The organism is Marinobacter sp., from assembly GCF_033722195.1.
Taxonomy (GTDB): domain Bacteria; phylum Pseudomonadota; class Gammaproteobacteria; order Pseudomonadales; family Oleiphilaceae; genus Marinobacter.
On the sequence record NZ_JAWVZL010000030.1, the window covers coordinates 1 to 25,259 of the forward strand.

Sequence of the window (25,259 nt, forward strand, 5' to 3'; positions counted from 1 at the left end):
CGATGCCGCCGATGTCCTCCACCCGGGCCCGGCGAATCTGCTCGTAGTTGTCGTCACTGACCAGGGTGCCGGAGCCGTCGCGGGTGAAGAGTTCCTCCAGCAGAGCACCGTCCTGGGTATAGCTGATGATGTGGGAGCGCCGGACGCCCTTAACGCAGGCGTCGCAGGCGGCCCGCAGCAGGTCCTGGTCCCAGCTGGTTTCGGACACCGCCGAGAGGCGATCGCAGGCCTGGCGCACGTTGAGCTCTCGAATCAGCTGGCCGTCCTCGTCCAGTACGCCCGGGTGCTCGGTGAAGATGATCAGCTTCTCGGCCTGCAGCGCCGCCGCCACCTGGCTGCCCACATCCTCGTAGGACAGGTTGAAGGCATCGCCAGTGGGGGAATAACCCACCGGCGGCAGCAACACAATATGACCCAGCTCCAGCAACTTCTCGATACCACTGGCGTCCACCCGCCGGACCCGACCGGTGAAACCATGATCCACGCCACCCAGCACCCCCACCGGCCGCGCTGCCACGTAGTTACCGCTGCTGACCCGGATGCGGGCGCCGTGCATGGGGGAGTTCACCAGCCCCATGGACAGCAGGCTCTCGAGGTGCGCCCGCAGTGCCCCTGTGGCTTCCAGCGCATAGGGCAGCTGGTTTTCATCGGTGATTCTCAGACCCCGGTGGAAGCGGGACGGCAGGCCGGCCTCATCCAGCCGGGCCTGGATCTGGGGGCGGGCGCCGAAGGCCACCACCAGACGGACACCAAGGCTGCTCAGCAGGGTGATGTCGTGGATGATGTTGAGCAGGTTGTCGTGGGCAATGGCTTCGCCGCCGAGGGTCAGCACCACGGTGCGGCCACGGTGGGCATTGATGTAGGGCGAGGAATGGCGGAAGCCATGCAGCCAATCGTTCGGTTTCAAAGGTCCAGACTCCCGGAATAGTGACTCTGTGTCGGTGTCTCAGCCGTCCACGCAGAAGCGCTGGATCAGCTGTTTGAGCAGTTCAACCCCCGGTTTGACCTGGGACAGGTCAAGGAATTCATCCGGCTGGTGAGCCTGGTCAATGGAGCCCGGGCCCATCACCAGTGTCTCCAGGTCCAGTTGCTGCAGCCAGGGCGCCTCGGTGGCAAAGGCCACGGCCTGGGCCTGGTGGCCGGTCAAGCGCTCACAGGTGCGCACCAGCTCCGAGTCGGCGGCGGTCTCGAACGGCGGTACGCCATCGAACAGCGGCTCGAAGGTCATTGCCAGGCCCCGGCGCTGCGCCAGCGGCTGGATCCGGTCAAGGATCGACTGGCGCAACTCCGCCATCTTCATGCCCGGCAGCGGCCGCAGGTCGAAATGCAGTTCGCAGCGGGCGCAGATACGGTTGGGGTTGTCGCCACCATGGATACAGCCCAGGTTCAGGGTGGGCACCTGGACCTGGAACTGGCTGTTGTTGAATTCCTCCTGCCAGCGCCGGCGCAGGCCCAGCAGTTCGGTCATGGCCTCCTGCATGCCCTCCAGGGCGTTGTTGCCCAGGGCCGGGTCGGAGGAATGGCCGGACTGGCCCTCGAACACCAGCCGCTCCATCATGATGCCCTTGTGCATGCGCACCGGCCGCAGACCGGTGGGCTCGCCGATCACGGCGTAGCGGCCCTTGGGCTTGCCGGCCTCGGCCAGCGCCTTGGCCCCGTTCATGGAGCTTTCCTCGTCGGCGGTGGCGAGGATGATCAGCGGCTGCTTCAGGGGCTTGCCGGCGAACTCCCGGGCGGCCTCGATGGCGAGGGCAAAAAAGCCTTTCATGTCGCAGGTGCCCAGACCGTACCAGCGGCCATCCCTTTCGGTGAGCTTGAAGGGGTCGCTCTGCCAGCGTTTGTCGTCGTAGGGCACGGTATCGGTGTGGCCGGACAGCACCAGGCCGCCGTCACCACGACCCAGGGTGGCGATCAGATTGTACTTGCCGGGCATGCCCGGCACCGGCAGCATCTCGGTCTCGAACCCCAGCGGCTCCAGCCACTCGGCCAGGGTTCGCACCACCGCCTCGTTGCTGTGGTCCCAGTCCGGATTGGCACTGCTGATGGAAGGCAGCGCCACCAGTTGCGCCATCATCTCCTGGATGCCGGGCGCCTTGCCGGCGCCGGAGCGCTTGTCTTGCGTCATGTTGACACCTTGCAGATCACTGTCCGCTGCACCCGGCGGACGTCAGTTTTCCGGCTCGCCTTCGGCGTTGGTACCGGTCTCGCCCGCCAAAGGTTCTTCCCCGGCGGGCGTGGATTCGGGTTCCGGGGCCGGCGGCAGGGGCCGGCCCTGGTCACTGGCTCTGCGCCAGACTTCAAACTTGGTGATGGCGGTCTTGACGGTGGGGTAGGCCACCTCGCCACCGTCCATGACCTGGGCCACCGTGAGCCCGGTCTCGCTGACGCTGGTCAGGCGGCCCTCCACCACCCGGCCTGACTCCAGGGTAACCCGGACCCTGCGATCGATCCAACGGGCGGCCTCGGCGGGCGATGAAGGACGCCAGTCCGGCCCCGGTTCCACCGCCTCGGCCACCACCGGTTCGCGAGCCTGCTCCGGCACCTCGGGCGCCTCGGGGGTGATCGGGGTCAGGTAAACGCCGGGCACCCGGGCCTCGTTGTATTCCACCACCATGTCGGCGTCACTGTCGCCGCCCTCGGCGCGGACCGGGATGCCCAGCGCCGGAGCGCTCGGCCGCAGGCTGATTTCCAGTTGGCCACCCTCGGTCAGGTAACGCACGTAAAGCGCCCGCAACTGGGGGCTGGCGCCCAGGTCCCGGGCGGCCAGGGCGGCATTGAAGTCCTCAGCGACGGTGGCGGCCCAGGCATCGATAGCCAGGCCACTCTCACGGGCGCAGAATGCCGCCAGTTTGCGCATGAAGCCGCCGTCCCGGAGGATCACCGTCATCGCCTGTTGCGTTGACTCGGGCAGGTCGGTGAGCCGGGTCGGATCCAGGCGCGCTCCCGGCCAGTCCAGCTCCAGGCTGCCGATGGCAGAGGTGTTGAGTTCAAAATGCAGGGCATCAGGACCCTGACGCAGCAGGCCGTCGCCGGTTATTTCGGTCACCCCCATGCGCACCAGGTCGCCACTGCCCAGGCGCTGGCGGCGGTCGGGACCGCAAACCGGTGCGAACAGCGCCGGCGGCGCATCCGGGTCCGGCGCCACCCAGTTCTTGATCATGGCCGGATCCAGCACCAGCCGCAGGCCGTCGGCTTCCAGGGACCACTGGCCGGGCAAGCGGGCGGGGTCCAGCAGGCTCTGCAGCAGCGCCAGCCCGGAGGGGGTCCGGAACTCCAGCAGGCGGGCATCCACCCCCTGGGTCAGCTGGAAAGGCTGGAAGTGGGCGTCCCGCAGGCTCAGCACGCCGGCGATACTGGAGCCGATCTCGCCCCGCAGCAGGACCCCCTGCTCCGAGAGGCCCTCCCGGGCCATGGCCAGCCGGCTGTCCGCCAGGTACCAGACCGCGGCCTTGAAACCGATCCATACGACCAGGGCCAGCACTACCAGAATGGTCAACAACTTCTTCATGTCGGGCTCCGATAATACCGGTGATCGCCTGGGGGCCGGGCGCGAGTCATGACCTGTTTCAGCCGCGGGAAATCAGCGTGCCGACACCCTCGTCGGTGAAGATTTCCAGCAGTGTGGCATGGGCCACCCGGCCATCGATAATGTGGGATGTACGAACACCGTTCTCCACCGCACTGAGGGCACAACGGATCTTCGGCAGCATGCCACCATGGATGGTGCCGTCATCGATCAGGCTGTTGACCTGGGCCGCGGTGAGGCCGGTGAGGACCTTGTCCTCCTTGCTCTTGAGACCGGACACATTGGTCAGCAGGATCAGTTTCTCGGCCTTGACCGCCTCGGCCACCTTGCCGGCCACCAGGTCGGCGTTGATGTTGTAGGAGGCGCCATCCTTACCCACACCGATGGGGGCGATGACCGGAATCACGTTGCTGCGGGTGAGCATGTCGATCACCTCCACGTTGACGCTCTCCACCTCACCGACGTGACCGATGTCGATGATTTCCGGCCGGGCCAGGTCGTCGCGCTTGCTGGTGACTTCCAGCTTGCGGGCGCGGATCAGGTTGGCGTCCTTACCGGTGAGGCCGACGGCAGTGCCGCCCTGCTTGTTGATCAGCGACACGATCTGCTTGTTGACCTGGCCCCCCAGCACCATCTCCACCACGTCCATGGTCTGGGTGTCGGTGACACGCATGCCGTTGACGAAGTGGGACTTGATGTTGAGCCGCTCCAGCAGCTCGCCGATCTGGGGCCCGCCGCCGTGCACCACGATGGGGTTGATGCCCACCAGCTTCATCAGCACCATGTCCCGGGCGAAGCTGCTCTTGAGCTCCTCGCTCTCCATGGCGTTACCGCCGTACTTGATGACCACGGTCTTGCCGGTAAAACGTTGAATGTAGGGCAAGCCCTTGCTCAGAACTGCCGCCACCTGCATGGCGGTTTCACGATCCAGTGCCATTGCTTTCACCTTTATTGGAGTGTGCGTGTCGGGACGGCCGGCCCCGGCACGGCGTCCCCTCGAATTCTACCGGTTCAGAAGTCCGCCTCGATATCCGGAGCGACGCGCTTGAGGTTGGTCCGGAACACCGATTTGATGCGCTCCAGGGCCGCCTCGGATTCCGCCTCGAACCTCAGCACCAGCACCGGCGTGGTGTTGGAGGCGCGGCAGAGCCCCCAGCCGTCGGGGTAGTCCACCCGGACGCCGTCGATGGTGTTGACGCTGCCATCGCCAAAGTCGCCTTCCTTGCTGAGGCGTTCCACCAGGGCGAACTTGGACTCCTCGGTCACGGCGACGTTGAGCTCGGGCGTGCTCAGGTCTTCCGGGAACTCATCGAACACCTCGTCGATCTGGCGGTCCTCAATGCCCAGGATCTCCAGCAGCCGGGCGGCGGCGTAGAGGCCGTCGTCAAAACCGTACCAGCGCTCCTGGAAGAACACGTGGCCGCTCATCTCGCCCGCCAGCAGGGCGCCGGTTTCTTTCATCTTGGCCTTCATCAGGGAGTGGCCGGTCTTCCACATGATGGGGCGACCGCCGGCCTGACTGATGACGCCGGCCAGGCGACGACTGCACTTGACGTCGTAAATCACGTCGGCGCCCGGGTTGCGGGACACCACGTCGCGGGCGAACAGCATCATCAGCCGGTCCGGCCAGATGATGCGGCCGCTGTTGGTCACCACCCCGATGCGGTCACCGTCGCCGTCGAAGGCCAGGCCGATGTCGGCACCCTCGCTCTGAACCCGCGCGATCAGGTCTGCCAGGTTTTCCGGCTTGCCGGGATCCGGGTGATGGTTGGGGAAGTCACCGTCCACGTCGCAATAGAGCGGAATCACCTCGCAACCCAGCTCCTCCACCAGCATGGGCGCCAGCTCGCCGGCAATGCCGTTGCCGGCATCCAGCACCACTTTCAGCGGCGCCGCCACGGCGATGTCGCCAACGATGCGGTCCAGGTAGGCCCGGCGCACGTCCTCGCGAGCACGCTCGCCCTGGCCCTGCTCGAAGTCACCGGTCTGGATCCTCTGCAGCAGCTTCTGGATGGCATCGCCGGACAGGGTCTCGCCGCCGATCATCATCTTCAGGCCGTTGTAGTTGGACGGATTGTGGCTGCCGGTGACCATGACCCCGGAGCCGGTCTCCAGGTGATGGGTGGCGAAATAGAGCACCGGTGTGGGCACGGCGCCCACCTCGATCACGCTGCAGCCGGTAGACAGTATGCCCCGGGCCAGGGCGTCGGCGAATTCCGGGCTGGAATGACGGCCGTCGTAGCCGATGCACAGGGTGGTGGCGTTGCGGGCAATGGCCTCGCTGCCGATGGCCTGGCCGATGACCGTGACCACCTCAGCGGTCAGGGTCTCACCGACAATGCCGCGAATGTCATAGGCACGGAAAATGGAAGCCGACACCTCCACCGCCGGCAGGCTGACCTCGTCCACCCCCAGGCCGGTGTTGTCGCCATCACTGAAGCCGAGGACGTCCTCATCGCCATCCAGCATGTCGATATCCAGCACGTCCTTGTCCTGGAACAGCGGCTCGTCACTGGCCGCGGCCGCACCCCGGCCCCGGGCCGCCGGCGTCGGCACTGCCGGCCGGGCCGACTCGCCGGCCTTGGCAACCCGTTTCTCCACCATCTGGGCCAGCCGCTGCAGCACCTCCGCCAGAGATGCCACCATGTCCCACTTCAGGGTCGGCAGTTTGATCCTCTCACCGGCAAAGGCCTTGTGACACCACTGGATCAGGGCGGCAATTTCCTCCCGCTGGCTGCGCTGGGCGCCTGCCATCATGACCCAGATGGCGATGGCCGCCAGCAGCACCGGCGCAACCACCACCGCCAGCGCCAGCCAGACATTGATCAGGCCCTCGGAGGCCGGCTGCGGTGTGTACTGCAGGGTCCAGTTGGCCGGGCTCAGGGGTCGGGTCAGGCTCTGTCCGCCGCCGGAACCCACGCTGACCACGTTCTGTGACTGCCCGGCCACGGTCTGGATCAGTGCCACCTGACCCTGGCCCTCACCCGGCTGCATAACCGGCGCCAGCACGGTGGTATCGAAGATGACCAGCAGGGTGCCGATGACGGCCTGGCTGGAGGCGCTGCGCACCGGGGCGGCAATCTGCACGAACCAGCGGCCATCCCTGGGGTATGCGTCCGGCGCGATGGCCCGGCCGGATTCCGCCCGCCGGGCCAGATCGAGACTGGCGAAGCCCAGGTCGTCGGCGGCGCTGGAGCGGCGGGGGATCTCGCCGTAGGGAAACAGGAAGGCGCTGGAAACCGATGGCAGCAGGTCACCCAGGCCTGCCACCACCTGTTCCCGGATGTCGATCTCGGCCAGGGCGCGGGCCACGATGGGCTGGCTGGCATAACCGTTCACCAGGCGGTCAAGCAGCACCAGGCGCTGCTCCACCCGGGCAGCAGCCTGGTCCGCGGCTGCCTCGGCCCGGGCTTGGTGGCGCTGGCCCTCGGCTGGCTGCAGCACCACCACATAGAGCAGGGCCGCCGCCACCACACCTGCCAGCGCCACCACCAGGGCCTGGCCGAGGCTGACCGAGCTGAGGCGCTTGTGGCTGGCGCCCTTGCCGGCTTTTGGTTTTTTCTTGGCGGCCGGCTGTTCGCCGGCGGCCTGGTCTGCTTTCTTCTTGCCGAGTTTCATAGAAAAGTCCGCTCGCTGTCGGTTGGCCGCGGGGCTGTTGTTGTTTTATCCGGGACATGAGTGGTGACCTGCCCGGGACACAAGGCCTTGATTAACTAGGCAGTATAGATGGCCTCTGGCGGCCCATCCCGAAAAAGTTAATGGCTGCCGGTGGAGCCGAATCCACCCTCGCCGCGGTCACTGGCATCAAACGCCGTCACCACCTCGAACTCCGCCTGCACCACCGGCACCAGCACCAGCTGTGCAATCCGCTCGCCCACCTCGACGGTGAAAGGGCTCTGGCCCCGGTTCCAGCAGGACACCATCAGTTCGCCCTGGTAATCCGAATCGATCAGGCCCACCAGGTTGCCCAGCACGATGCCGTGCTTGTGACCCAGGCCACTGCGGGGCAGGATCATGGCCGCCAGCGACGGGTCGGCGATATGGATGGACAGGCCGGTGCGGATCAGCTCGGTCTGGCCCGGTGCCAGGGTCAGGGGCTCATCCAGCAGGGCCCGCAGATCCAGGCCGGCGGAGCCACCGGTGGCGTATTGGGGGAACGGCACTGTGTCACCGATCCGCGGGTCCAGAATACGGACCTGGAGGGGGCGTTTGCTCATGCTACATCCTCGCTGCAATCCTATTCAGGCCCGCACCGCGGGCCGTGTTATTCAGGCTCCGGCGGCCTGCTGCCGGCGCTCGGCGATAAGCCGGACCAGACGCCCGGCCAGGCCGGCCTTGGTGTCATTGTCGAAAGCCTGGTGGCCACCGGGCCAGAATACCGTGATGGTGTTGCGGTCACTGTTGAAGCCGATACCGGGCTGGGACACATCGTTGGCCACGATCATGTCGAGCTTCTTGCGGGCCATCTTGTCGGTGGCGTAGTGCTCGACATCGTTGGTCTCGGCGGCGAAGCCCACTGTAAAGGGTGGGTTGCTGCGCCCGGCAATGGTGGCTAGGGTGTCCGGGTTGCGGACCAGCGCCAGGGACATGGTTTCGTTGGCTTTCTTGAGTTTCTGGTCAGCCTCGGTTTCCGGGCGGTAATCCGCCACCGCTGCGGTGGCGATGAAGATGTCACAGCCCTCGTCCACCGCCGTCTCTGCGGCCGCCAGCATATCCTCTGCCGTCATCACATCCCGGACCTCCACCCCGGCCGGGGCCGCCAGACTGACCGGGCCGCTGATCAGCACCACCTTGGCGCCGGCCTCCCGGGCCGCGGCGGCCAGGGCGTAACCCATCTTGCCGGAACTGTGGTTGCTGATATAACGCACCGGATCGATGGGCTCGCGGGTCGGCCCGGCAGTGATCACCACGCGCTGGCCTGCCAGCACGCCGCGGTTGTCCTGATCGACCCGCTCGGCGATGGCCTGGGCCTCCAGCATGCGACCGGGGCCGGTATCGCCACAGGCCTGGTCGCCGGCGTCCGGACCCCACAGCCGGATCTGGTCATCCGCCTCCAGCAGCGCCAGGTTGCGCTGGGTACGGGTGTTGCTCCACATGGCCTGGTTCATCGCCGGCGCCAGCACGATGGGGGCGGTGGTGGCGCAGCAGACGGTGGTCAGCAGATCATCCGCCATGCCGTTGGCCAACCGGGCGATAAAGTTGGCCGAGGCGGGCGCCACCAGCACCAGGTCCGCCCACTTGGCTAGTTCGATGTGGCCCATGCCGGCCTCGGCTTCCGGGTCCAGCAGGGAGTTGCGGACCGGCTCGCCACTCAGGGCCTGAAAGGTCAGCGGCTTGATGAAGCCTTCCGCGCCACTGGTCATCACCACCCGGACCTGATGACCAGCTTTTTTCAACAGCCGTACCAGCTCGGCGCTCTTGTAGGCCGCGATGCCGCCGGTGACGCCCAGCAGGATTCGTTTCTGCGCCATGTTCGCTCCCTGGTACCAGGCCCTTGTCGGGGTGGACTGTGTCGGAAATTCAAAGCCTTAAAGATACCACTGCTTGCGCCCTGCCGACAGCCTGTCGGTCATGCTAGACTGCCTGGGCGCAGGACGCGCAGTTCCGGCCCGCCAGGCGGGCCGCAGCCAATGTAAGGACACTCGATCATGACCCAATCGCCCTGGCCGACCGATGAGCGGCCCCGCGAACGCCTGCTGGCCCACGGCGCCGGCAGCCTTTCCGACGCCGAACTGCTGGCCATTTTTCTGCGCACCGGCACCCCCGGCCAGCCGGTGATGGCGCTGTCGCGAGCGCTGATCAGCCAGTTCGGCGGCCTGCGCAGCCTGATGACTGCCTCCCACCGGCATTTCTGCAGCGTCAAGGGCCTGGGGGACGCCAAGTTCGCCCAGGTCCAGGCCGCCATGGAGATGGCCCACCGGGTCATGGACGAACCCCTGCGCCAGGGCGACCCCCTGCGCTCGCCGGAGGACACCCGCAATTACCTGCGCAGCCGTCTGGGCACCTACCCCCACGAAGTATTCGCCGGCCTGTTCCTGGACAACCGCCACAGGGTCATCCAGTACCATGAGCTCTTCCGGGGCACCATAGACGGCGCCGCGGTCTATCCCCGGGAAGTGGTGCGCCAGGCCCTGGAGCTCAATGCCGCAGCGGTGATCTTTGCCCATAACCACCCCTCCGGCGTGGCCGAACCCAGCCAGTCGGACGTCAGCCTGACCCGGCGCCTGAAGGACGCCCTGGGGCTGGTGGATATCCGGGTGCTGGATCATATGGTGGTGGGGCACGGCGAGGTGGTGTCGCTGGCGGAGCGGGGCCTGATGTGAGCCGTGAAAGCGAGGCGCCGATTCCTGGCTAAATTCCCAACAATTTTTTGCGTTAGGTCCGCCGTTCTGGTATAAAAGCGTCCCTAATTTTCAGGCAGTGCCAAAACGTCATAAGCGCAGGCCAGCGTTTAACATCGTCTGTACTGGCGGCGTCTGACAATTACCCCAGGCGCGATTGAACGAATAGGCGCGATTGAACGAATTCGTATTTCAGGACCAAGCTCACGGTCGGAGGCAAGTATGTCCAGAGTCTGTCAGGTTACCGGCAAGCGCCCGCTTTCTGGTAACAATGTATCCCACGCGATGAACCACACCCGTCGTCGCTTCCTGCCCAACCTGCAGAGCCATCGTTTCTGGGTTGAGTCAGAAAAGCGCTTCGTGAAGCTGCGGGTATCCACCAAGGGTATGCGCATCATCGATAAAAAAGGCATTGACGCTGTGCTGGCCGACCTTCGTGCCCGCGGCGAGAAATTCTAAGGAGCCGCATCATGCGCGAGAAAATCAAGCTGGTTTCATCAGCAGGTACTGGTCACTTCTACACCACCAAGAAGAACAAGCGTAACACCCCCGACAAGATCGAGATCAAGAAGTACGATCCGGTGGTTCGCAAGCACGTTGCCTACAAGGAAGCCAAGATCAAGTAAGCTTGATGGCGTCCTGAAAGAACCCGGCCCCGCCGGGTTTTTTTGTGCCTGCTCAGAAGGTCTGCAGATAGCCCTTGGGCAGGGCAATGTCCATGGCAATGGGGAGATGATCCGAGACCGGATAACTGACCACCTCGGAGCGCCGGATCTCCAGACTGGGACTCACCAGGATGTGGTCCAGCGCCCGCTCGGGCCGCCAGCTGGGAAAGCTGTGGGCGGTGTCCGGCAGCGGCACCAGGTCGGTGTCACTGAGGGGCGTGTTGGAGAGCAGCTCGTCGGCGTGATTGTTCATGTCCCCCATCAGCACCACGTGCTGGTAATCGGCGATCAGGTCCCGGATGAAGCCGAGCTGTCGCTGCTGGGCGGCGCGACTCAGGGACAGGTGCATCATCACCAGCACCAGGGGGTCATCGGCATCACCGTACTTGACCACGATGGCGCCGCGGCCCGGAATCACTCCGGGCAGGCGGTATTCCGCCACCTCCAGCGGCCGGTAGCGGCTCAACAGCCCGTTGCTGTGCTGGGCCAGGCGGCCGAGGTTGCGGTTGAGCTGCTGGTGCCAGTAGGGAATGCCGCTGGCCTCGGCCAGGTACTGGACCTGATTGATAAAGCCGCTGCGCAGGCTGCCGCCATCGCACTCCTGCAGAGCCACCACGTCATAGTGGCACACCAGGGAGGCGATGCGGTCGAGATTCTCGAAGCGCTTGCGGTGGGGCAGGAAGTGCTGCCAGCTGCGAGTGACGTAGTGCCGGTAGGCTGAGGTGTTGATGCCCACCTGGATATTGAAGGTCAGCAGCCGCAGGTGGCGATGGGCCTCGAACGCCGGCACGTGATCCGTGCCGGAACAGCTGCCCCGGCGCTGTTCGCCGGGGCCGATCCAGCCTTTGAGCTGCTTCTGGATGCGTCTGTACATCGGGGTTGGTTGCGCCACGAGTCACCTCGTTATCCGGTTCGCCAGCACCCGCCGCCGGGGGTCGCCTGTTACTGCGCCCGCTCCTTTTCGATGAGGTAGTCCACGACTTCCAGCATCTGTTCATGGCTGCCCGCCAGCGAGGCACTGACCACGTATTTTCCATTTACCAGCATAGCCGGAACTCCGGTGATGCGCGCACCCCGGATTTTGGCCTGAGCCTGCTGCATCTTGGCATTAACACCGAAACTGTTGAAAGTCTTGACGAATTTTTCCGGATCCACACCGTACTCGGAAAGGAAGTCCGCCAGGCTCTCGGCATCATTCAGGGGCTTGCGGTCCCGGGCCAGGGCATCAAACAGGGCGTCGTGGGTCTGCTCGAACTTGTCCAGGGCCTTGACGGTATAGAAGGCCCGGGCGTGGGGCTCCCAGGACTGGCCCAGGGCCGCCGGCAGCAGTTCGAACTGGACATCCTCCGGCAGGTCCTGCTCCCACTTTTCGATCAGCGGCTTGAAGGAGTAGCAGTGGGGGCAGCCATACCAGAACACTTCCGCGACTTCGATCTTGTCACCACTGCCGGTGGGGACCGGGTTGCTGAGGGCACGGTAATGCTCGCCTTCGCGGAATTCCGTTGACTGGGCCTGGGCGCCAAAACTTGCCAGGGCCAGCAGCAGCACGGCGGCTCGAAGGATAACTGTCATACGCTTCTCCGTTGTTATTAAAAGGATAGGTTATCAGGACGTTTCGGTCTGGAAGACGGCCCCTGATAGGACGCCGGCACCGACAAAAAGTTCGCGGCAGTCGGCCTGAATGGGCGGATTATGGCCCACCGCGGGGGCCGGCTTCCAGTGACGGCGACGTCATGACCGCCAGCCGGGCACAAAAAACCCCGCACGGGGCGGGGTTTCAGGCGCTTCGAGTACGGTCAGTGCAGACCGGATACGTAGCTGGCGACCGCTTCGATCTCTTCGTCGGTGAGGCCGGAGGCCACATCCATCATCACGGACGCGAACGGACCGCTGTCACGCTCGCCACTGCGGTAGGCCTTGAGCTGCTTGACGACGTAGTCGGCACTCTGACCGCTCAGACGGGGGTAGCCCGCCGGCTCGTTGCCCTTGCCATCAGGGCTGTGGCAGGCCGCGCAGGACGGTACGCTGGAGGCCAGGTTACCACCCCGGTAGATCTTCTCGCCCAGATCCACCAGCTCCGGATTGGCCTTGCCGATGATCATGTCCTGGCTGTCGAAATAGGCCGCCAGATCCTGCAGGTCCTGGTCGGACATATTGTCCAGCAGGCCCATCATGGAGGGAATCGGCCGGTCCTGCGGCTTGATCAGCTGCAGTTGGCGATGAAGATAGGTTTCACCCAGACCGGACAGCTTCGGATACTCCGCCACCACCGGCTGGGCACCGCCCTGACCGTGACAACCGGCGCACACCGCCGCGTTGGCTTCACCCGCTTGAGGATCTCCTGCGCCGTAGGCCGTGGCCGACAGACTGACGCCGAGAACAACACCTGCGATCAGTTTTTTCATGCTCGCTCCGCTTCTCTCTCATCTTGTGCACGCGCCTGGCCCGGGGCCGGGTGTGCGTTGTTCAGCCTGCAGACGCGACTTCGGCGGCCTGCTCTCAAGCCATTGATGCAACGGCTCTGCGCGCTGTTCCAAATTGGTGTAGCATTATACATAAATCACCGCTAACTGAAATCCAATAGGTCCTCTCCCGCCCGTGTCCGACCAACCGTCTGCCAAAGCCATCTCGTTCAACAGTGCGCGTTTTCTGGTGAGCGCCTCCCGCCTGGAGGAATGCCCCCCGGACCAGGGCGCCGAAGTCGCGTTTGCCGGCCGTTCCAACGCCGGCAAATCCAGTGCCATCAACACCATCACCGCCAACGGCAAGCTGGCTCGCACCAGCAAGACCCCGGGCCGCACCCGGCTGATCAATTTCTTCTCCCTCAACCGTCCGGATTGCCGGCTGGTGGACCTGCCCGGCTATGGTTATGCCAAGGTCTCACGGGATATGAAGGACGACTGGCAACAGCATCTGGACCATTACCTGTCCCAGCGCCAGAGCCTGCGGGGCCTGGTGCTGGTGATGGATATCCGGCACCCGATGACGGACTTCGACCAGATGATGGTGGAATGGTGCCAGCATAACAACCTGCCGTTGATGATCCTGGCCACCAAGTCCGACAAGCTCAAGTTTGGCCAGGCCAAGACCGCGCTGCTCAAGATTTCAGCCATGCTCAAGCACTATGACTGTGTCGAGCACCTGGTGATGTTCTCGGCCACCACCAAGGCGGGCCTGGACGACAGCCGGGCGGCCCTGGAGGCCTGGCTGGAAGGGCGGGAAGCGGAAATCCTCAGCACCTGACACTCCGCTATGGGCCGGCCCCTGAGCAGTAAAAGACGGCCATAAAAAAACCCGGGCGCAGAGCGACCGGGTGAAACGTCAGGGTTTGCGACGTGCTAAAACCTGAGCTGGACTCAGGAAGACGCCAGGAATGTCCGAATTCCGAAGCGTCATACCTAAGACTGGCCCGGTCGCAGAAAGTTCCCCGTCATTTCATGCCACCCGGGCCTCCGGCAGTTCCGGCCGGTATTTCTCCCGCAAGGCCAGCACCGGTTCGCGAAAGGCGGGCGTCAGGTAGGGCAGTTCCAGAGTCAGCACCTGGTAAATGCCCTGCTTGAGCTGGGTCAGGGTCAGGCTGTTGGACAGCTCCGAGCCGTGGGCGGTCTTCAGGAAGGCCATCCAGTTGGTGATCACCAGCCAGACATTGAGGGACATGGCCGAGCGCAGGTCCGCCGGCTGGCGCTCGATCACGCCGCCCTCGGTGAGGCCCTCGAAGATCCGGTTGATGGCCTCCAGGCAGCGGTTGGTGAAGTCGCGGTAGTCCTTGCGCAGGCGGACATCACTGTCCAGCAGGAACTCCAGGTCGCGGTGGATGAAACGGTAACTCCACAGGCCGTCGAACACCGACTCCAGATAGAAGGTCATGTCTTCCAGGTTCAGCGGCCGGTCTTCCGGAATCTGCAGGTAATAGTCCACCAGCTTTTCGTATTCCAGGAAAATCTCGTAGATGATGTCCGACTTGTTGCGGAAGTGGTAATAGAGGTTGCCCGGCGAAATCGCCAGGTAGGCGGCAATGTGGTTGGTGGTGACATTGCGCTCGCCCCGCTCGTTGAACAGGTCCAGCGCCGACAGCAGTATCTTGTCTCTTGTTTTCATAGGCTCACTGTGGTCGTTCCGGCCGGCAGTGCGAGCGCGGTGGCCGGTACCGGTCAGGATATGGCCCGATTCGCCGGGCGCGTCAACTTGACTCCCTAGAGTATATACTCTAATAATACCGGCAGACGCAAATCGGATACTTTTTAGACACCCCTGTCCGAGCCACCAAACATCGTTCGCGCCCCTCAGGCCGGTGCGGCTTCAAGGAGAAAACCATGGTTGCCAACGTCGTCCAACTGACCGAAAGCAAGAAACAGATACAGTACACGGGTCGCCTGTTCGAAGAACAGCGGGCGGCGTTCCGCCACAACCCCATGCCTTCCCTGACCGAGCGCCGCGAAAACCTCAAACGCCTCAAGCGGGCCCTGCTCACCCACGAAGACCGCCTTATCGAGGCCATCGACCGGGATTTCAGCTGCCGCTCCAGGGACGAAACCCGCATCGCCGAGGTCATGCCCTCGGTGCAGGGCATCAACTACACCCTCAAACACCTGGACGAGTGGATGAAGCCGTCCAAGCGCAAGGTGTCCATGCTGTTCCAGCCGGCCACCAACAAGGTGCACTACCAGCCCCTGGGTGTGGTGGGCGTGATCGTGCCCTGGAACTACCCGCTGTTCCTGGCGGTTGGCCCCATGATGTCGGCGCTGGCGGCGGGCAACCGGGTGATGGTGAAGATGTCCGAGTTCACCCCCCACACCTCCGCCCTGTTCAAGGAACTGATGGACGCCACCTTCCCCCAGGACCTGGTGGCGGTGGTCAATGGCGATGCCGAGGTGGCGGCGGACTTCTCCAGCCGGCCCTTTGATCACCTGCTGTTCACCGGCTCCACCGCCGTTGGCCGCTTGGTGATGAAAGCCGCCGCCGAGAACCTGACACCCGTGACCCTGGAGCTGGGTGGCAAGTCTCCGGCCATCATCTCCACCGACATACCCATGGAGGATGCCGCCCACCGCATTGCCTTCGGCAAGGCCTTCAACGCCGGCCAGACCTGCGTGGCGCCGGATTACGTGCTCTGCCCCGCCGACCGTGTGCAGACCTTCGTGGACGAGTTCCGCAACCAGTTCGCCAGCCTGTTTGCCAACCTGCGGGACAACGACGACTTCACCGCCATCATCAACGAACGCCAGTACGAGCGCCTGCAGAGCTACCTGGACGATGCCCGCGAGAAGGGCGCCGAGCTGATCGAGATCAACCCGGCCCGGGAAAACCTCAAGGACGGCACCCGCAAGATGCCCATCACCCTGGTGCTCAACGCCACCGAGGAGATGAAGGTGATGGAGGAGGAAATCTTCGGCCCCATCCTGCCGGTGGTCAGCTACAACACCCTGGACGACGCCATCCAGTACGTGAACGACCGGCCCCGGCCGCTGTCGCTGTACTACTTTGGCTACGAAGCCGAAATGCAGGACCACGTCCTTGCCCAGACCCACTCCGGCGGCGTCTGCATCAACGACACCCTGATGCACGTGGCCCAGGATGACATGCCCTTCGGCGGCATCGGCAGCTCGGGCATGGGCCACTACCACGGCAAGGAAGGCTTCCTGACCTTCTCCCACGCCAAGGCGGTGTTCAGCAAACAGCGCTTCAACAGCAGCAAGTATGTCTACCCTCCCTACGGCTCGGCCATGCACCGTATGGTGTACAAGATGTTTATCCGCTGAGACCCACGCCCTTGCCTCCGCACCCCCGGGTGCGGAGGGATAAAACCGCGTCTAAGCTGGTATCATAGGTGGTTTCCCGCCGCTTCCAGCAGATGAGGACCCAGTTCTATGACGACGGTAGTCTACCCCGGCACTTTCGACCCCATTACCAACGGCCACACCGACCTGATCGAGCGGGCCGGCAAGCTCTTCAATACCGTCATCGTGGCGGTGGCCTACAGCCCCAAGAAGCAGCCTCTGCTCAGCCTGGACGAACGGGTCGAGCTGGTACGAAGCGCCACCCGGCACCTGCCCAACGTGACCGTGACCGGTTTCAGCAATCTGCTGGCGGAATTCGTGGTGCAGCAGGGTGCCACCGTCATCCTGCGGGGCCTGCGGGCGGTTTCCGACTTCGAGTACGAGTTCCAGCTGGCGGATATGAACCGGCGCCTGGCGCCCACGGTCGAGAGCGTTTTCCTGACCCCGGCCAACCACCTGTCCTACATCTCCTCCACCCTGATCCGGGAAATCGCCGCCCTGGGTGGCGACATCACCGAATTTGTCGATCCGGTGGTGGCAGAGGCCCTCAAGCGCAAGTTCGCCAAGGCCTGAGCCCGGACATCAGGGCCGAATTCCGCTAGAATGACCGGGCAATGTGTGTCTTTTCGAGGATGACCCTGAATGGCCCTGATGATCACCGACGAGTGCATCAACTGCGACGTATGCGAACCCGAGTGCCCCAACGAGGCCATTTCCCCCGGGGACGATATCTACGTGATCGACCCCGGCCGCTGCACCGAGTGCGTCGGCCATTACGAAGAACCCCAGTGCCAGCAGGTGTGCCCGGTGGACTGCATTCCGGTGGATCCGAAGAACGTCGAGAACGAAACCCAGCTGATGGCCAAGTACCATCGCCTGACCGGAGCCTGAGCCCATGACCGTCGCCCGCGCATCGTCCGCCATCCTCAAGGCCACGATGCTGCTGGCGGCCCTGGTCCTGTCCGCCTGCGCCACCGCGCCAGCACCCGCCCCAACCTACCAGCCTGCCATTGCCAGCGCCCATCCGCTGGCCACGGAAGCCGGCATGAACATCCTGGCCGCCGGCGGCAACGCCTTTGACGCGGCGGTGGCCACCGCCGCCGTACTGGGGGTCGTGGAACCCTACAGCGCCGGCATTGGCGGTGGCGGCTTCTGGCTGCTGCAGGGCAGCGGCGGCGGTACGGTCTTTGTGGATGCCCGTGAAACCGCGCCGGGCCAGGCTCATGAAACCATGTACCTGGATGCCGGTGGCGAGGTCCACCCCGACAAACTGTCGGTGAACGGCCCCCTGGCGGCGGGCATTCCCGGCCAGGCCGCCGCCTTTGCCCACCTGAGCGAAGAATACGGCAGGCTGCCGCTGTCACGGACCCTGGCCCGCGCCATCGAACTGGCCCGGCAGGGCTTCGAGGCCGACCAGCATTACCGGGACATGGCCGGCTGGCGCCAGCCTGTGCTGGCCCGCTACCCGGCGGCCCGGGAGACCTTCCTGCGGGATGGCGAGGTGCCGCCGGCGGGGACCCTGATCCGCCAGCCGGAGCTGGCTGACACCCTGGAGCACCTGGCCCGGCAGGGCCGCGCCGGTTTCTACCAGGGCGAGGTGGCCCGCCAGATGGTAGAGGACGTGCAGGCCGCCGGCGGCATCTGGACCCTGGCAGACCTTGAGAATTACCGGGTAATCGAGCGGGAGCCGGTGGTGATCGAGGTGGGCGGTTACCGGATCTGGTCGGCGCCACCGCCCTCCTCTGGCGGCATCGCCATGGCCCAGATGTTCGGCATGATGGAGGCACGGCCCTTTGCCGACCTGGATATCGGCGAGCTGGACCCGGACACTGCCCGGGTTCACTACCTGGCGGAGCTGATGCGCCGGGCCTACCGGGACCGCGCCCTGTACCTGGGGGACCCGGATTACACCAACATTCCCGTGGCCAGACTGACCGACCCGGACTATCTGGCCGGCCTGGTGGATTCCCTCACCATGACCCGGGCCACCCCCAGCGACTCATTGCCCGGCGATCTCGGCAGCGGCACCGACACCACCCACCTGTCGGTGCTGGACAGCGAGGGCAACCGGGTCAGCGCCACCCTAAGCATCAACCTGCCCTTCGGCTCGGCCTTCCTGTCGGGCCAGACCGGGGTGCTGCTCAACAATGAGCTGGACGACTTTGCCATCAAGCCCGGCGTGCCCAATGCCTACGGTCTGGTGGGCGGTGAGGCCAACAAGGTGGAGGCGGGCAAGCGGCCGCTTTCCAGCATGACGCCGACCCTGGTGTGGGGCCCGGACCGCAGCGCCATCATTGGCACCCCCGGCGGCAGCCGCATCATCACCATGGTCTTTCTGGGGCTGCTGGATGTCATGAACGGCAGGCGTGCCGAGGCGGTGGTCAGCGAGGCTCGCTTCCATCATCAGTATCTGCCGGATCAGATCCAGCACGAACCGGACGCCTTCAGCCCGGAGGTGATGAGCCAGCTGCGGGAACTCGGCCATGACCTGCGCAACGTGGAGCGCCGTTATGGCAACATGCAGCTGATTCTGGTGGACCCTGAGGGCCGGACCCGGGCGGCGTCCGACCCCCGTGGCATGGGCGCCGCCCGGGTGGCCACGCCCTGAGCGGGGGCCTGCCGCCTCAGATCATCGGTGGCAGCGGTATGATCCGGCCATTGACGTTCAGCTCCAGGTCCTGCAGACGGGCGTCGACCCGGTAGACATCGCCTTCCCGGACCACCAGCCCCTGCTCCACCAGCGGCGCCAGTTCCGCCATCAGGGCCGGCTCCGAGGCCACCAGCGCCGCCGGCAGGCGCCAGGTCATGACACCGGTGAGCCGTTGCATCACCAGCTCCAGCTGGTCGGCCTGGTCAGCCCCCAGCTCCGGGTGGCTCAGCATGACCTCGCCGGTTACCTCGCCTTCCGGGAAGCTCAGCGACACTGACGGAAAACCGAAGCTCATGCCGGCGGCCGCCAGGGACTTGAGTCCGGCGCTCAGGTTTTCCATCGCCTGCACCTGCTGCTCTATCCGCTGCTGGCGGCTGAGGCCGGCATCCGGCGCCACCGCCGTCATCTGCAGCCGGGTAAAGGCGCCCAGCAGCCGGTTCCAGGCATCCACCTGGAAGTCCCGCAGCTCGAAGTCCATCCGGAAGGGTCCGGCCTCCTCGCCCTCGCTGCGCACCCGGTTCAGGGTCAGACCGGTGACGCCGGTGAAGCGCTCACCGTCGGCGCCGGCCTCGGTCTTGCTGTCGATGGCCAGGCCCTGGGCGCTGACTTCCGGCTCGCCTTCCAGGCGGGCGGTGAAGCGATCCACCCGCAGGGCGGCCTCACCGGTCCAGACATCGCCCCTGAGCCGGTTCATGGTCTGGCTCATGGTGACGTCATTGACCGTCATGGTGGCGTTGGGCCCGCGAGCCACCAGGCCCGGCCAGTCCAGGGTCAGATCAAAACCGTTGCCCTGGTCGAACAGGGTGCCCGCCAGCACCAGCTCGGAGCTGGCAATGGACTCACCGGTGGCGGGCTCCACCGCCTCGAAAGCGGGCAGGATGAAATTCAGGTCGGCACTGCCCCAGGCCTTGAAGTCCGCCCTCAGGGTCGGGCGCTGGTCGGGGAAGAGCACCTGCACCCACTCATCATCCGTGCTGCCGAAGCGCAGGGTCAGTTCGCTGCCCCAAAGGCCATGGCGAATCTCGCCCTGGTAGGCCAGGGTCAGGGTCTCGCCACTGTCAGGGCTGTCGAACCCCAGTGTGCCCGCCACCTCGGCGCCGGTGTAGCCGCGCTCATAGCGACGGGTTTCCATGGTCATCATGGGTTGCTGTTGCAGGAGGGCCTGGGTCTGCTGCCACTGCTGCTCGGTGAGGGCGCCAACGCCCCAGGGCGCCGCCAGGCCGGCAACCAGCACCAGCGCGGCCGCGAAAATCCACTTCTTCATCAATCACTGCTCCAGTCGGGGCCCGTTGCCGGGCCGGCCAGGGCCTATTTGCTGGTGAGACGATCCAGCAGCACGGTCTGGGCGGCAAAGCGCTCCTCATCCGGGCCGGGCTGATTCTGGACGTAACTGCCGTCGGGCTGCAACACCCAGCTCTGGCAGTTGTCCGCCAGGTAGGCCTCCAGATCCTCCCGCAGGCGCGCGGACAGGTCCCGGTCCTCCACCGGGAACGCCACCTCCACCCGGTTCACCAGGTTGCGCACCATGGCGTCGGCACTGGAGCAGTAGACCTCCGGCTTGCCGTGGTTGCCGAAGTAGTAGACCCGGGTGTGCTCCAGGAAGCGGCCGATGATGGAGCGCACGTGAATGTTCTCCGACAGGCCTTCGATACCCGGCCGCAGGCAGCAGATGCCCCGGATGATGAGCTGGATCCGCACACCCGCCTGGGAGGCCCGGTAGAGCGCCTGCATGACGTCGGGATCGGTGAGCGCGTTGATCTTGAAAATGATGTGGCCCTTGTCGCCGTGGCCGGCCTCCCGCTCGATCAGCTCGATCAGGCGCCGGTGCAGGGTGAAGGGCGCATGGAACAGTTTCTTGATCTTCAGCGCCTTGCCCATGCCGGTCAGCTGCTGGAACAGCTTGTTGACGTCGTCACCCAGGGCATCGTCGCAGGACAGCAGGCTGTAGTCGGTGTACAGGCGGGCGTTGCCGGCGTGGTAGTTGCCGGTGCCCAGGTGCACGTAACGCTTCAGACGGCCCTCCTCCCGGCGCACGATCAGGATCATCTTGGCGTGGGTCTTGTAGCCCACCACACCGTAGACCACGATCACCCCGGCCTCCTGCAGGCGGCTGGCCAGTTCCAGGTTCTCGGCCTCGTCGAAGCGCGCCCGCAGCTCGATGACCGCGGTCACCTCCTTGCCGCGGCGGGCGGCGTCCACCAGGGCCTCGACGATTTCGGAATCGGCACCGGTGCGGTACAAGGTCTGGCGGATCGCCAGTACCTGCGGGTCCTTGGCGGCCTGGCGCAGGAAGTCGATCACCGGCGTGAAGCTCTCGAACGGATGCAGCAGCAGCACCGGCTGCTGGCGGATGGCATCGAAGATCAGCTCCTTGTTGCGGATCTGCTTGGGCACCGACGATGAGAACCCCGGGTAGGTCAGGTCGGGCCGGTCCACCAGCCCCCCGACTGCCATCAGCCGGGTCAGGTTGACCGGACCGTGGACCTTGTAGAGGTCCCGCTCGGTGAGGCCGAACTCCCGCAGCAGGAAGTTCATCAACTCGTCCGGGCAGTTGTCCGCCACCTCCAGCCGCACGCCGTCACCGAAGCGCCGGCTCAGGAGTTCGCCTCGCAGCGCCGAGGCCAGGTCCTCCAGGTCGTCCTCCAGCTCCAGGTCGGCGTTGCGGGTCAGCCGGAACTGATAGCAGCCCTTGATTTCCATACCGGGGAAGAGCTCATCGGCGTGGGCGTGGATCATCGAGGACAGGAACACCAGGTTGTTGCCGCCGTTGCAGACGTCATCCGGCAGGCGCACCAGGCGGGGCAGCGAGCGCGGCGCCGGCACGATGGCCATGCCGGTCTCGCGGCCGAAGGCGTCCTTGCCGTCCAGCTCGACAATGAAGTTGAGGCTCTTGTTGACCAGACGGGGAAACGGATGGGACGGGTCCAGACCGATGGGGTTGACCACCGGCAGGATCTCCTCCTCGAAGTAACGCTGGACCCAGGCGGCCTGCTCCGGGGTCCAGTCCCGGCGCCGGACGAAGTGGATGTCCTGCTCTTCCATGGCGGGGATCAGGACATTGTTGAGGATGTCGTACTGGGCATGGATGTAGTCATGGGCCACCTTGCTGATCTCGTTCAGCAGCTGTTCCGGCAGCATGCCGTCCGGCCCCACGCTCTCACGGCCGTACTTCATCTGCTGACGCAGGCCGGCGACCCGGATCTCGAAGAACTCGTCCATGTTGCTGCTGAAGATGCAGCAGAACATCAGCCGGTTGATCAGCGGATGGGTCTCGTCCAGGGCCTGCTGCAGGACCCGGAAGTTGAACTGGATATGGCTCAGCTCCCTGTTCAGGTAGTGCTCACTGGCGGCCGGATCCAGCGGCGGGATCAGCTCCGGCAGGGGCTGGGTCAGTTCCTCGATCTTGTTGAGGGGTTTGACAGAATCGGTAGTCATGGCGCAAGAATTCCAGTTGGGTGCCGGCCGCCCGTGGGATTAGCCGGTCAGGATGTCGTGTTCTTCAGCAGCCGCGCCGCCCGGCGGGCAAAATACGTGAGGATGGCGTCCGCCCCCGCCCGGCGCAGGCAGATCAGGCTCTCCATCATCACCGCGTCGGCGTCCACCCAGCCCCGCTCGGCGGCCGCCATATGCATGGCGTACTCGCCACTGACCTGGTAGGCAAAGGTGGGTACCTTCAGCTCATGCTTGACCCGGTGCACGATGTCCAGGTACGGCATACCCGGCTTCACCATCACCATATCGGCGCCCTCGGCCAGATCCATGGCCACTTCGTGTAGGGCCTCATCGCTGTTGGCCGGATCCATCTGATAACTGGACTTGTTGCCCTTGCCCAGGTTCCCCGCCGAGCCCACGGCGTCCCGGAAGGGACCGTAGTAGCTGGAGGCATACTTGGCAGCATAGGAAAGAATCCGGGTGTTGACATGGCCAGCCCGCTCCAGGGCCTCCCGGATCGCCGCCACCCGGCCGTCCATCATGTCGGACGGCGCCACCACATCGGCACCGGCGTCGGCATGGGACACCGCCTGGCGCACCAGAGCCTCGACGGTGACGTCGTTCATCACATAGCCGTCGTGATCGATGATGCCGTCCTGGCCGTGGGTGGTGAAAGGATCCAGGGCCACATCGGTGATCACCCCCAACTCCGGATAGGCCGCCTTGAGGGCGCGGGTGGCACGCTGGGCCAGACCCTCGCTGTCCCAGGCGCCGGAGCCGGACAGGTTCTTCTGCTCAGGCGGCACCACCGGAAACAGCGCCACCGCCGGAATACCCAGCTCTACCAGTTCTGCAGCCTCTTCCACCAGCAGGTCCACACTGAGGCGCTCCACGCCGGGCATGGAGGCGACCGGCTCGCGCTGCTGGCGACCCTCCAGCACGAACACCGGGAAAATCAGGTTGTCTGCCGACAGCCGGGTTTCCCGCACCAGCCGGCGGGAGAAATCATTGGCACGGTTACGCCGGGGGCGGCTGGCGGGAAACGAGCGGGACTGGGGTGAAAACAAGGCACTACCTCCTGTCGGGTCAATCGGATGACGGCCCCGGGCCTCTGTGGACGGCGCCCCACTCAAGTCTTCGAGACAGAATGATGACAGCCCAATGTGACGTTTTTCGGACAGGCGCCCCGGCGCACGCAACTGACTTGCATGATACACGCAGGACGGCGGCAACGGCAGGTTTGCTGCGGGGACCCAAACCCTACTGCAAGGAATCCAGCGCCTCGGCCCGGACCCGCTCCGCGCCCTGGAAGTGTTCACTGCGCAGACGCTGGCGCGCCGCTGCCTGCTCCGGCGGCGCCAGACCGGAGGTATCAAGCGCGCTGACGGCCTTGCGGTAGGCCTGCCAGCGCCGCTCCCAGTCGGCCTGCTCCTGCTCCACCCGGGCCAGCGCCGCGGCGGCCTCCACGCCGAACTCGGATTCCCGGTAGGCCTGCAGCGCCGCCGGGTCGTCCGCCAGTTCCGATCGCGCCTGCTGGTAGTCGCTGAACCGACTGGCCTCGGCCCGGGCCTGGCGCAGGGGCTCCGGCAGTGCCGCCTCTGCCCGGGCCAGCAGGCGCTGGCGCTCGGCCTCCTCCAGGCCTTCGGCAGCCAGTATGCGCCGGCGCTCCAGCTGGAAGCGATCCACCGCCTCATCGGCGGCGAAGAAAGCCTCGGCGGTCGCCCCACCCAGGTGACTGCGGCGCAGATCCCGCAGCCGCTGCAACCAGACCTCGGGGTCGTCGGCGATGGCGCCGGCACCGGCGGCATCCTCCAGCTCACTGACCGCCAGCTTGTAGTCCAGATAGCGGGCCAGGGTTTCGCGGGCCTGGCTGCGGGCCGGCTCCGGCAGCACCGCCAGGGCCGAGCGGATGCGAGTCACCAACTGGGCCAGGGATTCCTCCCCCAGCGCCGCCAGGTAATACTCGAACAGGGCCCGCAGTTCGGGCGTGGCCACCAGGTGGCCGTTGGCATCCAGCACCTGCCAGCCCGCCGGCACCTCGGTACCCGCCAGGGATGCCGGCGGCTTCGCCGGTACCGTGACCGGGGCTTCGGAGACCACGGCGGGCATCGTGTCCGTCGCCGTCGCGGTGGTCGGCTTGATCGGAGTCAGGGCTGGTGATGACGACGGGGCGGCATCGTCACTGGCTGTGGACTGCAGCAACGCAAAGCCGGCGAAGGTCGCTATAATAGGCAGCAGCAGAAAGACGAGCAGAGAAAAACGTGGCATTGACCTGACCTGATCCTGTGTTTGGCGCCCAGCATAACAACTCCAGCGCCGGAGGTTGGGACCGGGATCAACAAAAAACAACGCCAGCCGTGTGGCTGGCGTGTCGGACGCGAGGGTCAGATCGAACGGTTGTTGAAGCCGACATCGACCTTGCGGGCTGGCTCGGAACGGAAACTGGTGTCCACTTCCTGGATCTTGCCGCCCTGGTTGAGGAAGGCCTCGATATCCGCCTGCAGCTGGGCGCGCACCCGGGCACGACCGGCTATGGAATGGTTGTCTTCACCGTCGGATGCCCAGCTACCGGATCGCTCCAGGTTGCTTTCGTCGAATTCACTCATGGCTTTGCTCCCCATCAGCGAAATCATTACCAGGGGCGCCGGGTTCCGGACCGGAAACCGCGCCCCGTCTCGGCGAGCGCACTTCGAGCATCCTCGCCTTGGCGTCTTTATAATCCTGTTTCGATGACAGCGCTATTTGGCCTCAACCAGTTTTTTGTAATTTTTTGTAAAGGGCCGGCCAGGACAGGTCCCGGCCCTCGCGAAAACCCTGTCGGCGCCGGTTCCCGCCGTGTTGACACAAGAAATGAATAATGATTCACTT

The 25,259-nt window shown here is 65.1% G+C and carries 24 protein-coding genes; 8 read left to right on the forward strand and 16 right to left on the reverse strand.

All coding sequences use genetic code 11. From position 1 onward, the window contains the following. From argA to coaBC, 7 genes are all read right to left on the reverse strand, one after another. The coding region (gene argA / locus R3280_RS07770) for an amino-acid N-acetyltransferase (RefSeq protein WP_318998023.1) at positions 1–907 on the reverse strand (907 nt) is incomplete at its 3' end. Between the two features lie 39 nt (positions 908–946). Next, positions 947–2,125: an acetylornithine deacetylase gene (gene argE / locus R3280_RS07775; RefSeq protein ID WP_318998024.1), complete on the reverse strand. Its 1,179-nt coding sequence runs from the start codon at positions 2,123–2,125 to the stop codon at positions 947–949. 42 nt (positions 2,126–2,167) lie between these two features. Further along, complete coding sequence (locus tag R3280_RS07780; protein ID WP_318998025.1) at positions 2,168–3,508, reverse strand: acetylornithine deacetylase; 1,341 nt, start codon at positions 3,506–3,508, stop codon at positions 2,168–2,170. Between the two features lie 58 nt (positions 3,509–3,566). Then, positions 3,567–4,463, reverse strand: coding sequence for an acetylglutamate kinase (gene argB / locus R3280_RS07785; RefSeq protein ID WP_318998026.1), 897 nt, complete (start codon positions 4,461–4,463; stop codon positions 3,567–3,569). Positions 4,464–4,537: 74 nt separating this feature from the next. After that, positions 4,538–7,144 carry a phosphomannomutase/phosphoglucomutase gene (locus R3280_RS07790; protein ID WP_318998027.1) on the reverse strand — a complete coding sequence of 869 codons (2,607 nt, stop codon included), beginning with the start codon at positions 7,142–7,144 and terminating at the stop codon, positions 4,538–4,540. A gap of 137 nt (positions 7,145–7,281) precedes the next feature. Further along, on the reverse strand, positions 7,282–7,743 hold the full coding sequence (gene dut / locus R3280_RS07795) for a dUTP diphosphatase (protein WP_318998028.1): 462 nt from the start codon (positions 7,741–7,743) through the stop codon (positions 7,282–7,284). Positions 7,744–7,794: 51 nt separating this feature from the next. Beyond that, a complete protein-coding gene (gene coaBC / locus R3280_RS07800) occupies positions 7,795–8,997 on the reverse strand; it encodes a bifunctional phosphopantothenoylcysteine decarboxylase/phosphopantothenate--cysteine ligase CoaBC (protein WP_318998029.1) in 1,203 nt (400 codons plus the stop codon). Between the two features lie 177 nt (positions 8,998–9,174). On the opposite strand from coaBC, the gene radC reads away from it, so the two are divergent. The 3 genes from radC to rpmG all read left to right on the forward strand — a co-directional run bounded on the left by radC (position 9,175) and on the right by rpmG (position 10,493). Next, positions 9,175–9,849 (forward strand): RadC family protein, encoded by a 675-nt coding sequence (radC, locus tag R3280_RS07805; protein WP_318998030.1) that lies wholly within the window; start codon positions 9,175–9,177, stop codon positions 9,847–9,849. 240 nt (positions 9,850–10,089) lie between these two features. Beyond that, positions 10,090–10,326 carry a 50S ribosomal protein L28 gene (rpmB, locus tag R3280_RS07810; RefSeq protein WP_318998031.1) on the forward strand — a complete coding sequence of 79 codons (237 nt, stop codon included), beginning with the start codon at positions 10,090–10,092 and terminating at the stop codon, positions 10,324–10,326. Between the two features lie 11 nt (positions 10,327–10,337). Beyond that, a complete protein-coding gene (gene rpmG, locus R3280_RS07815; RefSeq protein WP_318998032.1) occupies positions 10,338–10,493 on the forward strand; it encodes a 50S ribosomal protein L33 in 156 nt (51 codons plus the stop codon). A gap of 52 nt (positions 10,494–10,545) precedes the next feature. Here rpmG and R3280_RS07820 read toward each other — a convergent pair whose 3' ends face one another. The 3 genes from R3280_RS07820 to R3280_RS07830 all read right to left on the reverse strand — a co-directional run bounded on the left by R3280_RS07820 (position 10,546) and on the right by R3280_RS07830 (position 12,937). Beyond that, positions 10,546–11,406: an endonuclease/exonuclease/phosphatase family protein gene (locus R3280_RS07820; protein WP_318998033.1), complete on the reverse strand. Its 861-nt coding sequence runs from the start codon at positions 11,404–11,406 to the stop codon at positions 10,546–10,548. A 68-nt stretch (positions 11,407–11,474) separates the two neighbouring features. Then, complete coding sequence (locus R3280_RS07825; RefSeq protein WP_318998034.1) at positions 11,475–12,104, reverse strand: thiol:disulfide interchange protein DsbA/DsbL; 630 nt, start codon at positions 12,102–12,104, stop codon at positions 11,475–11,477. A 224-nt stretch (positions 12,105–12,328) separates the two neighbouring features. Further along, complete coding sequence (locus R3280_RS07830) at positions 12,329–12,937, reverse strand: c-type cytochrome (protein ID WP_318998035.1); 609 nt, start codon at positions 12,935–12,937, stop codon at positions 12,329–12,331. Between the two features lie 193 nt (positions 12,938–13,130). Between R3280_RS07830 and yihA the strand changes: the two genes are divergently transcribed. Further along, positions 13,131–13,775, forward strand: coding sequence for a ribosome biogenesis GTP-binding protein YihA/YsxC (gene yihA / locus R3280_RS07835; protein WP_318998036.1), 645 nt, complete (start codon positions 13,131–13,133; stop codon positions 13,773–13,775). A 192-nt stretch (positions 13,776–13,967) separates the two neighbouring features. Here yihA and R3280_RS07840 read toward each other — a convergent pair whose 3' ends face one another. Next, complete coding sequence (locus tag R3280_RS07840) at positions 13,968–14,630, reverse strand: TetR/AcrR family transcriptional regulator (RefSeq protein WP_318998037.1); 663 nt, start codon at positions 14,628–14,630, stop codon at positions 13,968–13,970. 215 nt (positions 14,631–14,845) lie between these two features. Here R3280_RS07840 and R3280_RS07845 point away from each other — a divergent pair, with 215 nt between their 5' ends. From R3280_RS07845 to ggt, 4 genes are all read left to right on the forward strand, one after another. Further along, positions 14,846–16,291 carry a coniferyl aldehyde dehydrogenase gene (locus R3280_RS07845; RefSeq protein WP_318998038.1) on the forward strand — a complete coding sequence of 482 codons (1,446 nt, stop codon included), beginning with the start codon at positions 14,846–14,848 and terminating at the stop codon, positions 16,289–16,291. A gap of 108 nt (positions 16,292–16,399) precedes the next feature. Continuing rightward, positions 16,400–16,882 (forward strand): pantetheine-phosphate adenylyltransferase, encoded by a 483-nt coding sequence (gene coaD, locus R3280_RS07850; RefSeq protein ID WP_318998039.1) that lies wholly within the window; start codon positions 16,400–16,402, stop codon positions 16,880–16,882. Between the two features lie 69 nt (positions 16,883–16,951). Beyond that, positions 16,952–17,200, forward strand: coding sequence for a YfhL family 4Fe-4S dicluster ferredoxin (locus R3280_RS07855; protein WP_318998040.1), 249 nt, complete (start codon positions 16,952–16,954; stop codon positions 17,198–17,200). 4 nt (positions 17,201–17,204) lie between these two features. Further along, positions 17,205–18,917 (forward strand): gamma-glutamyltransferase, encoded by a 1,713-nt coding sequence (ggt, locus tag R3280_RS07860; RefSeq protein ID WP_318998041.1) that lies wholly within the window; start codon positions 17,205–17,207, stop codon positions 18,915–18,917. A 16-nt stretch (positions 18,918–18,933) separates the two neighbouring features. Here the strand turns inward: ggt and R3280_RS07865 are convergent, their stop codons facing one another. The 5 genes from R3280_RS07865 to R3280_RS07885 form a co-directional block, all read right to left on the reverse strand. After that, a complete protein-coding gene (locus tag R3280_RS07865; RefSeq protein ID WP_318998042.1) occupies positions 18,934–20,223 on the reverse strand; it encodes a DUF945 family protein in 1,290 nt (429 codons plus the stop codon). A gap of 44 nt (positions 20,224–20,267) precedes the next feature. Beyond that, complete coding sequence (gene ppk1, locus R3280_RS07870) at positions 20,268–22,394, reverse strand: polyphosphate kinase 1 (protein ID WP_318998043.1); 2,127 nt, start codon at positions 22,392–22,394, stop codon at positions 20,268–20,270. A gap of 47 nt (positions 22,395–22,441) precedes the next feature. Continuing rightward, positions 22,442–23,458: a porphobilinogen synthase gene (gene hemB / locus R3280_RS07875; protein WP_318998044.1), complete on the reverse strand. Its 1,017-nt coding sequence runs from the start codon at positions 23,456–23,458 to the stop codon at positions 22,442–22,444. Between the two features lie 193 nt (positions 23,459–23,651). Beyond that, positions 23,652–24,500, reverse strand: coding sequence for a lipase secretion chaperone (locus R3280_RS07880; RefSeq protein ID WP_318998045.1), 849 nt, complete (start codon positions 24,498–24,500; stop codon positions 23,652–23,654). Positions 24,501–24,775: 275 nt separating this feature from the next. Beyond that, complete coding sequence (locus R3280_RS07885; RefSeq protein WP_318998046.1) at positions 24,776–24,997, reverse strand: hypothetical protein; 222 nt, start codon at positions 24,995–24,997, stop codon at positions 24,776–24,778. Positions 24,998–25,259: the final 262 nt, after the last annotated feature.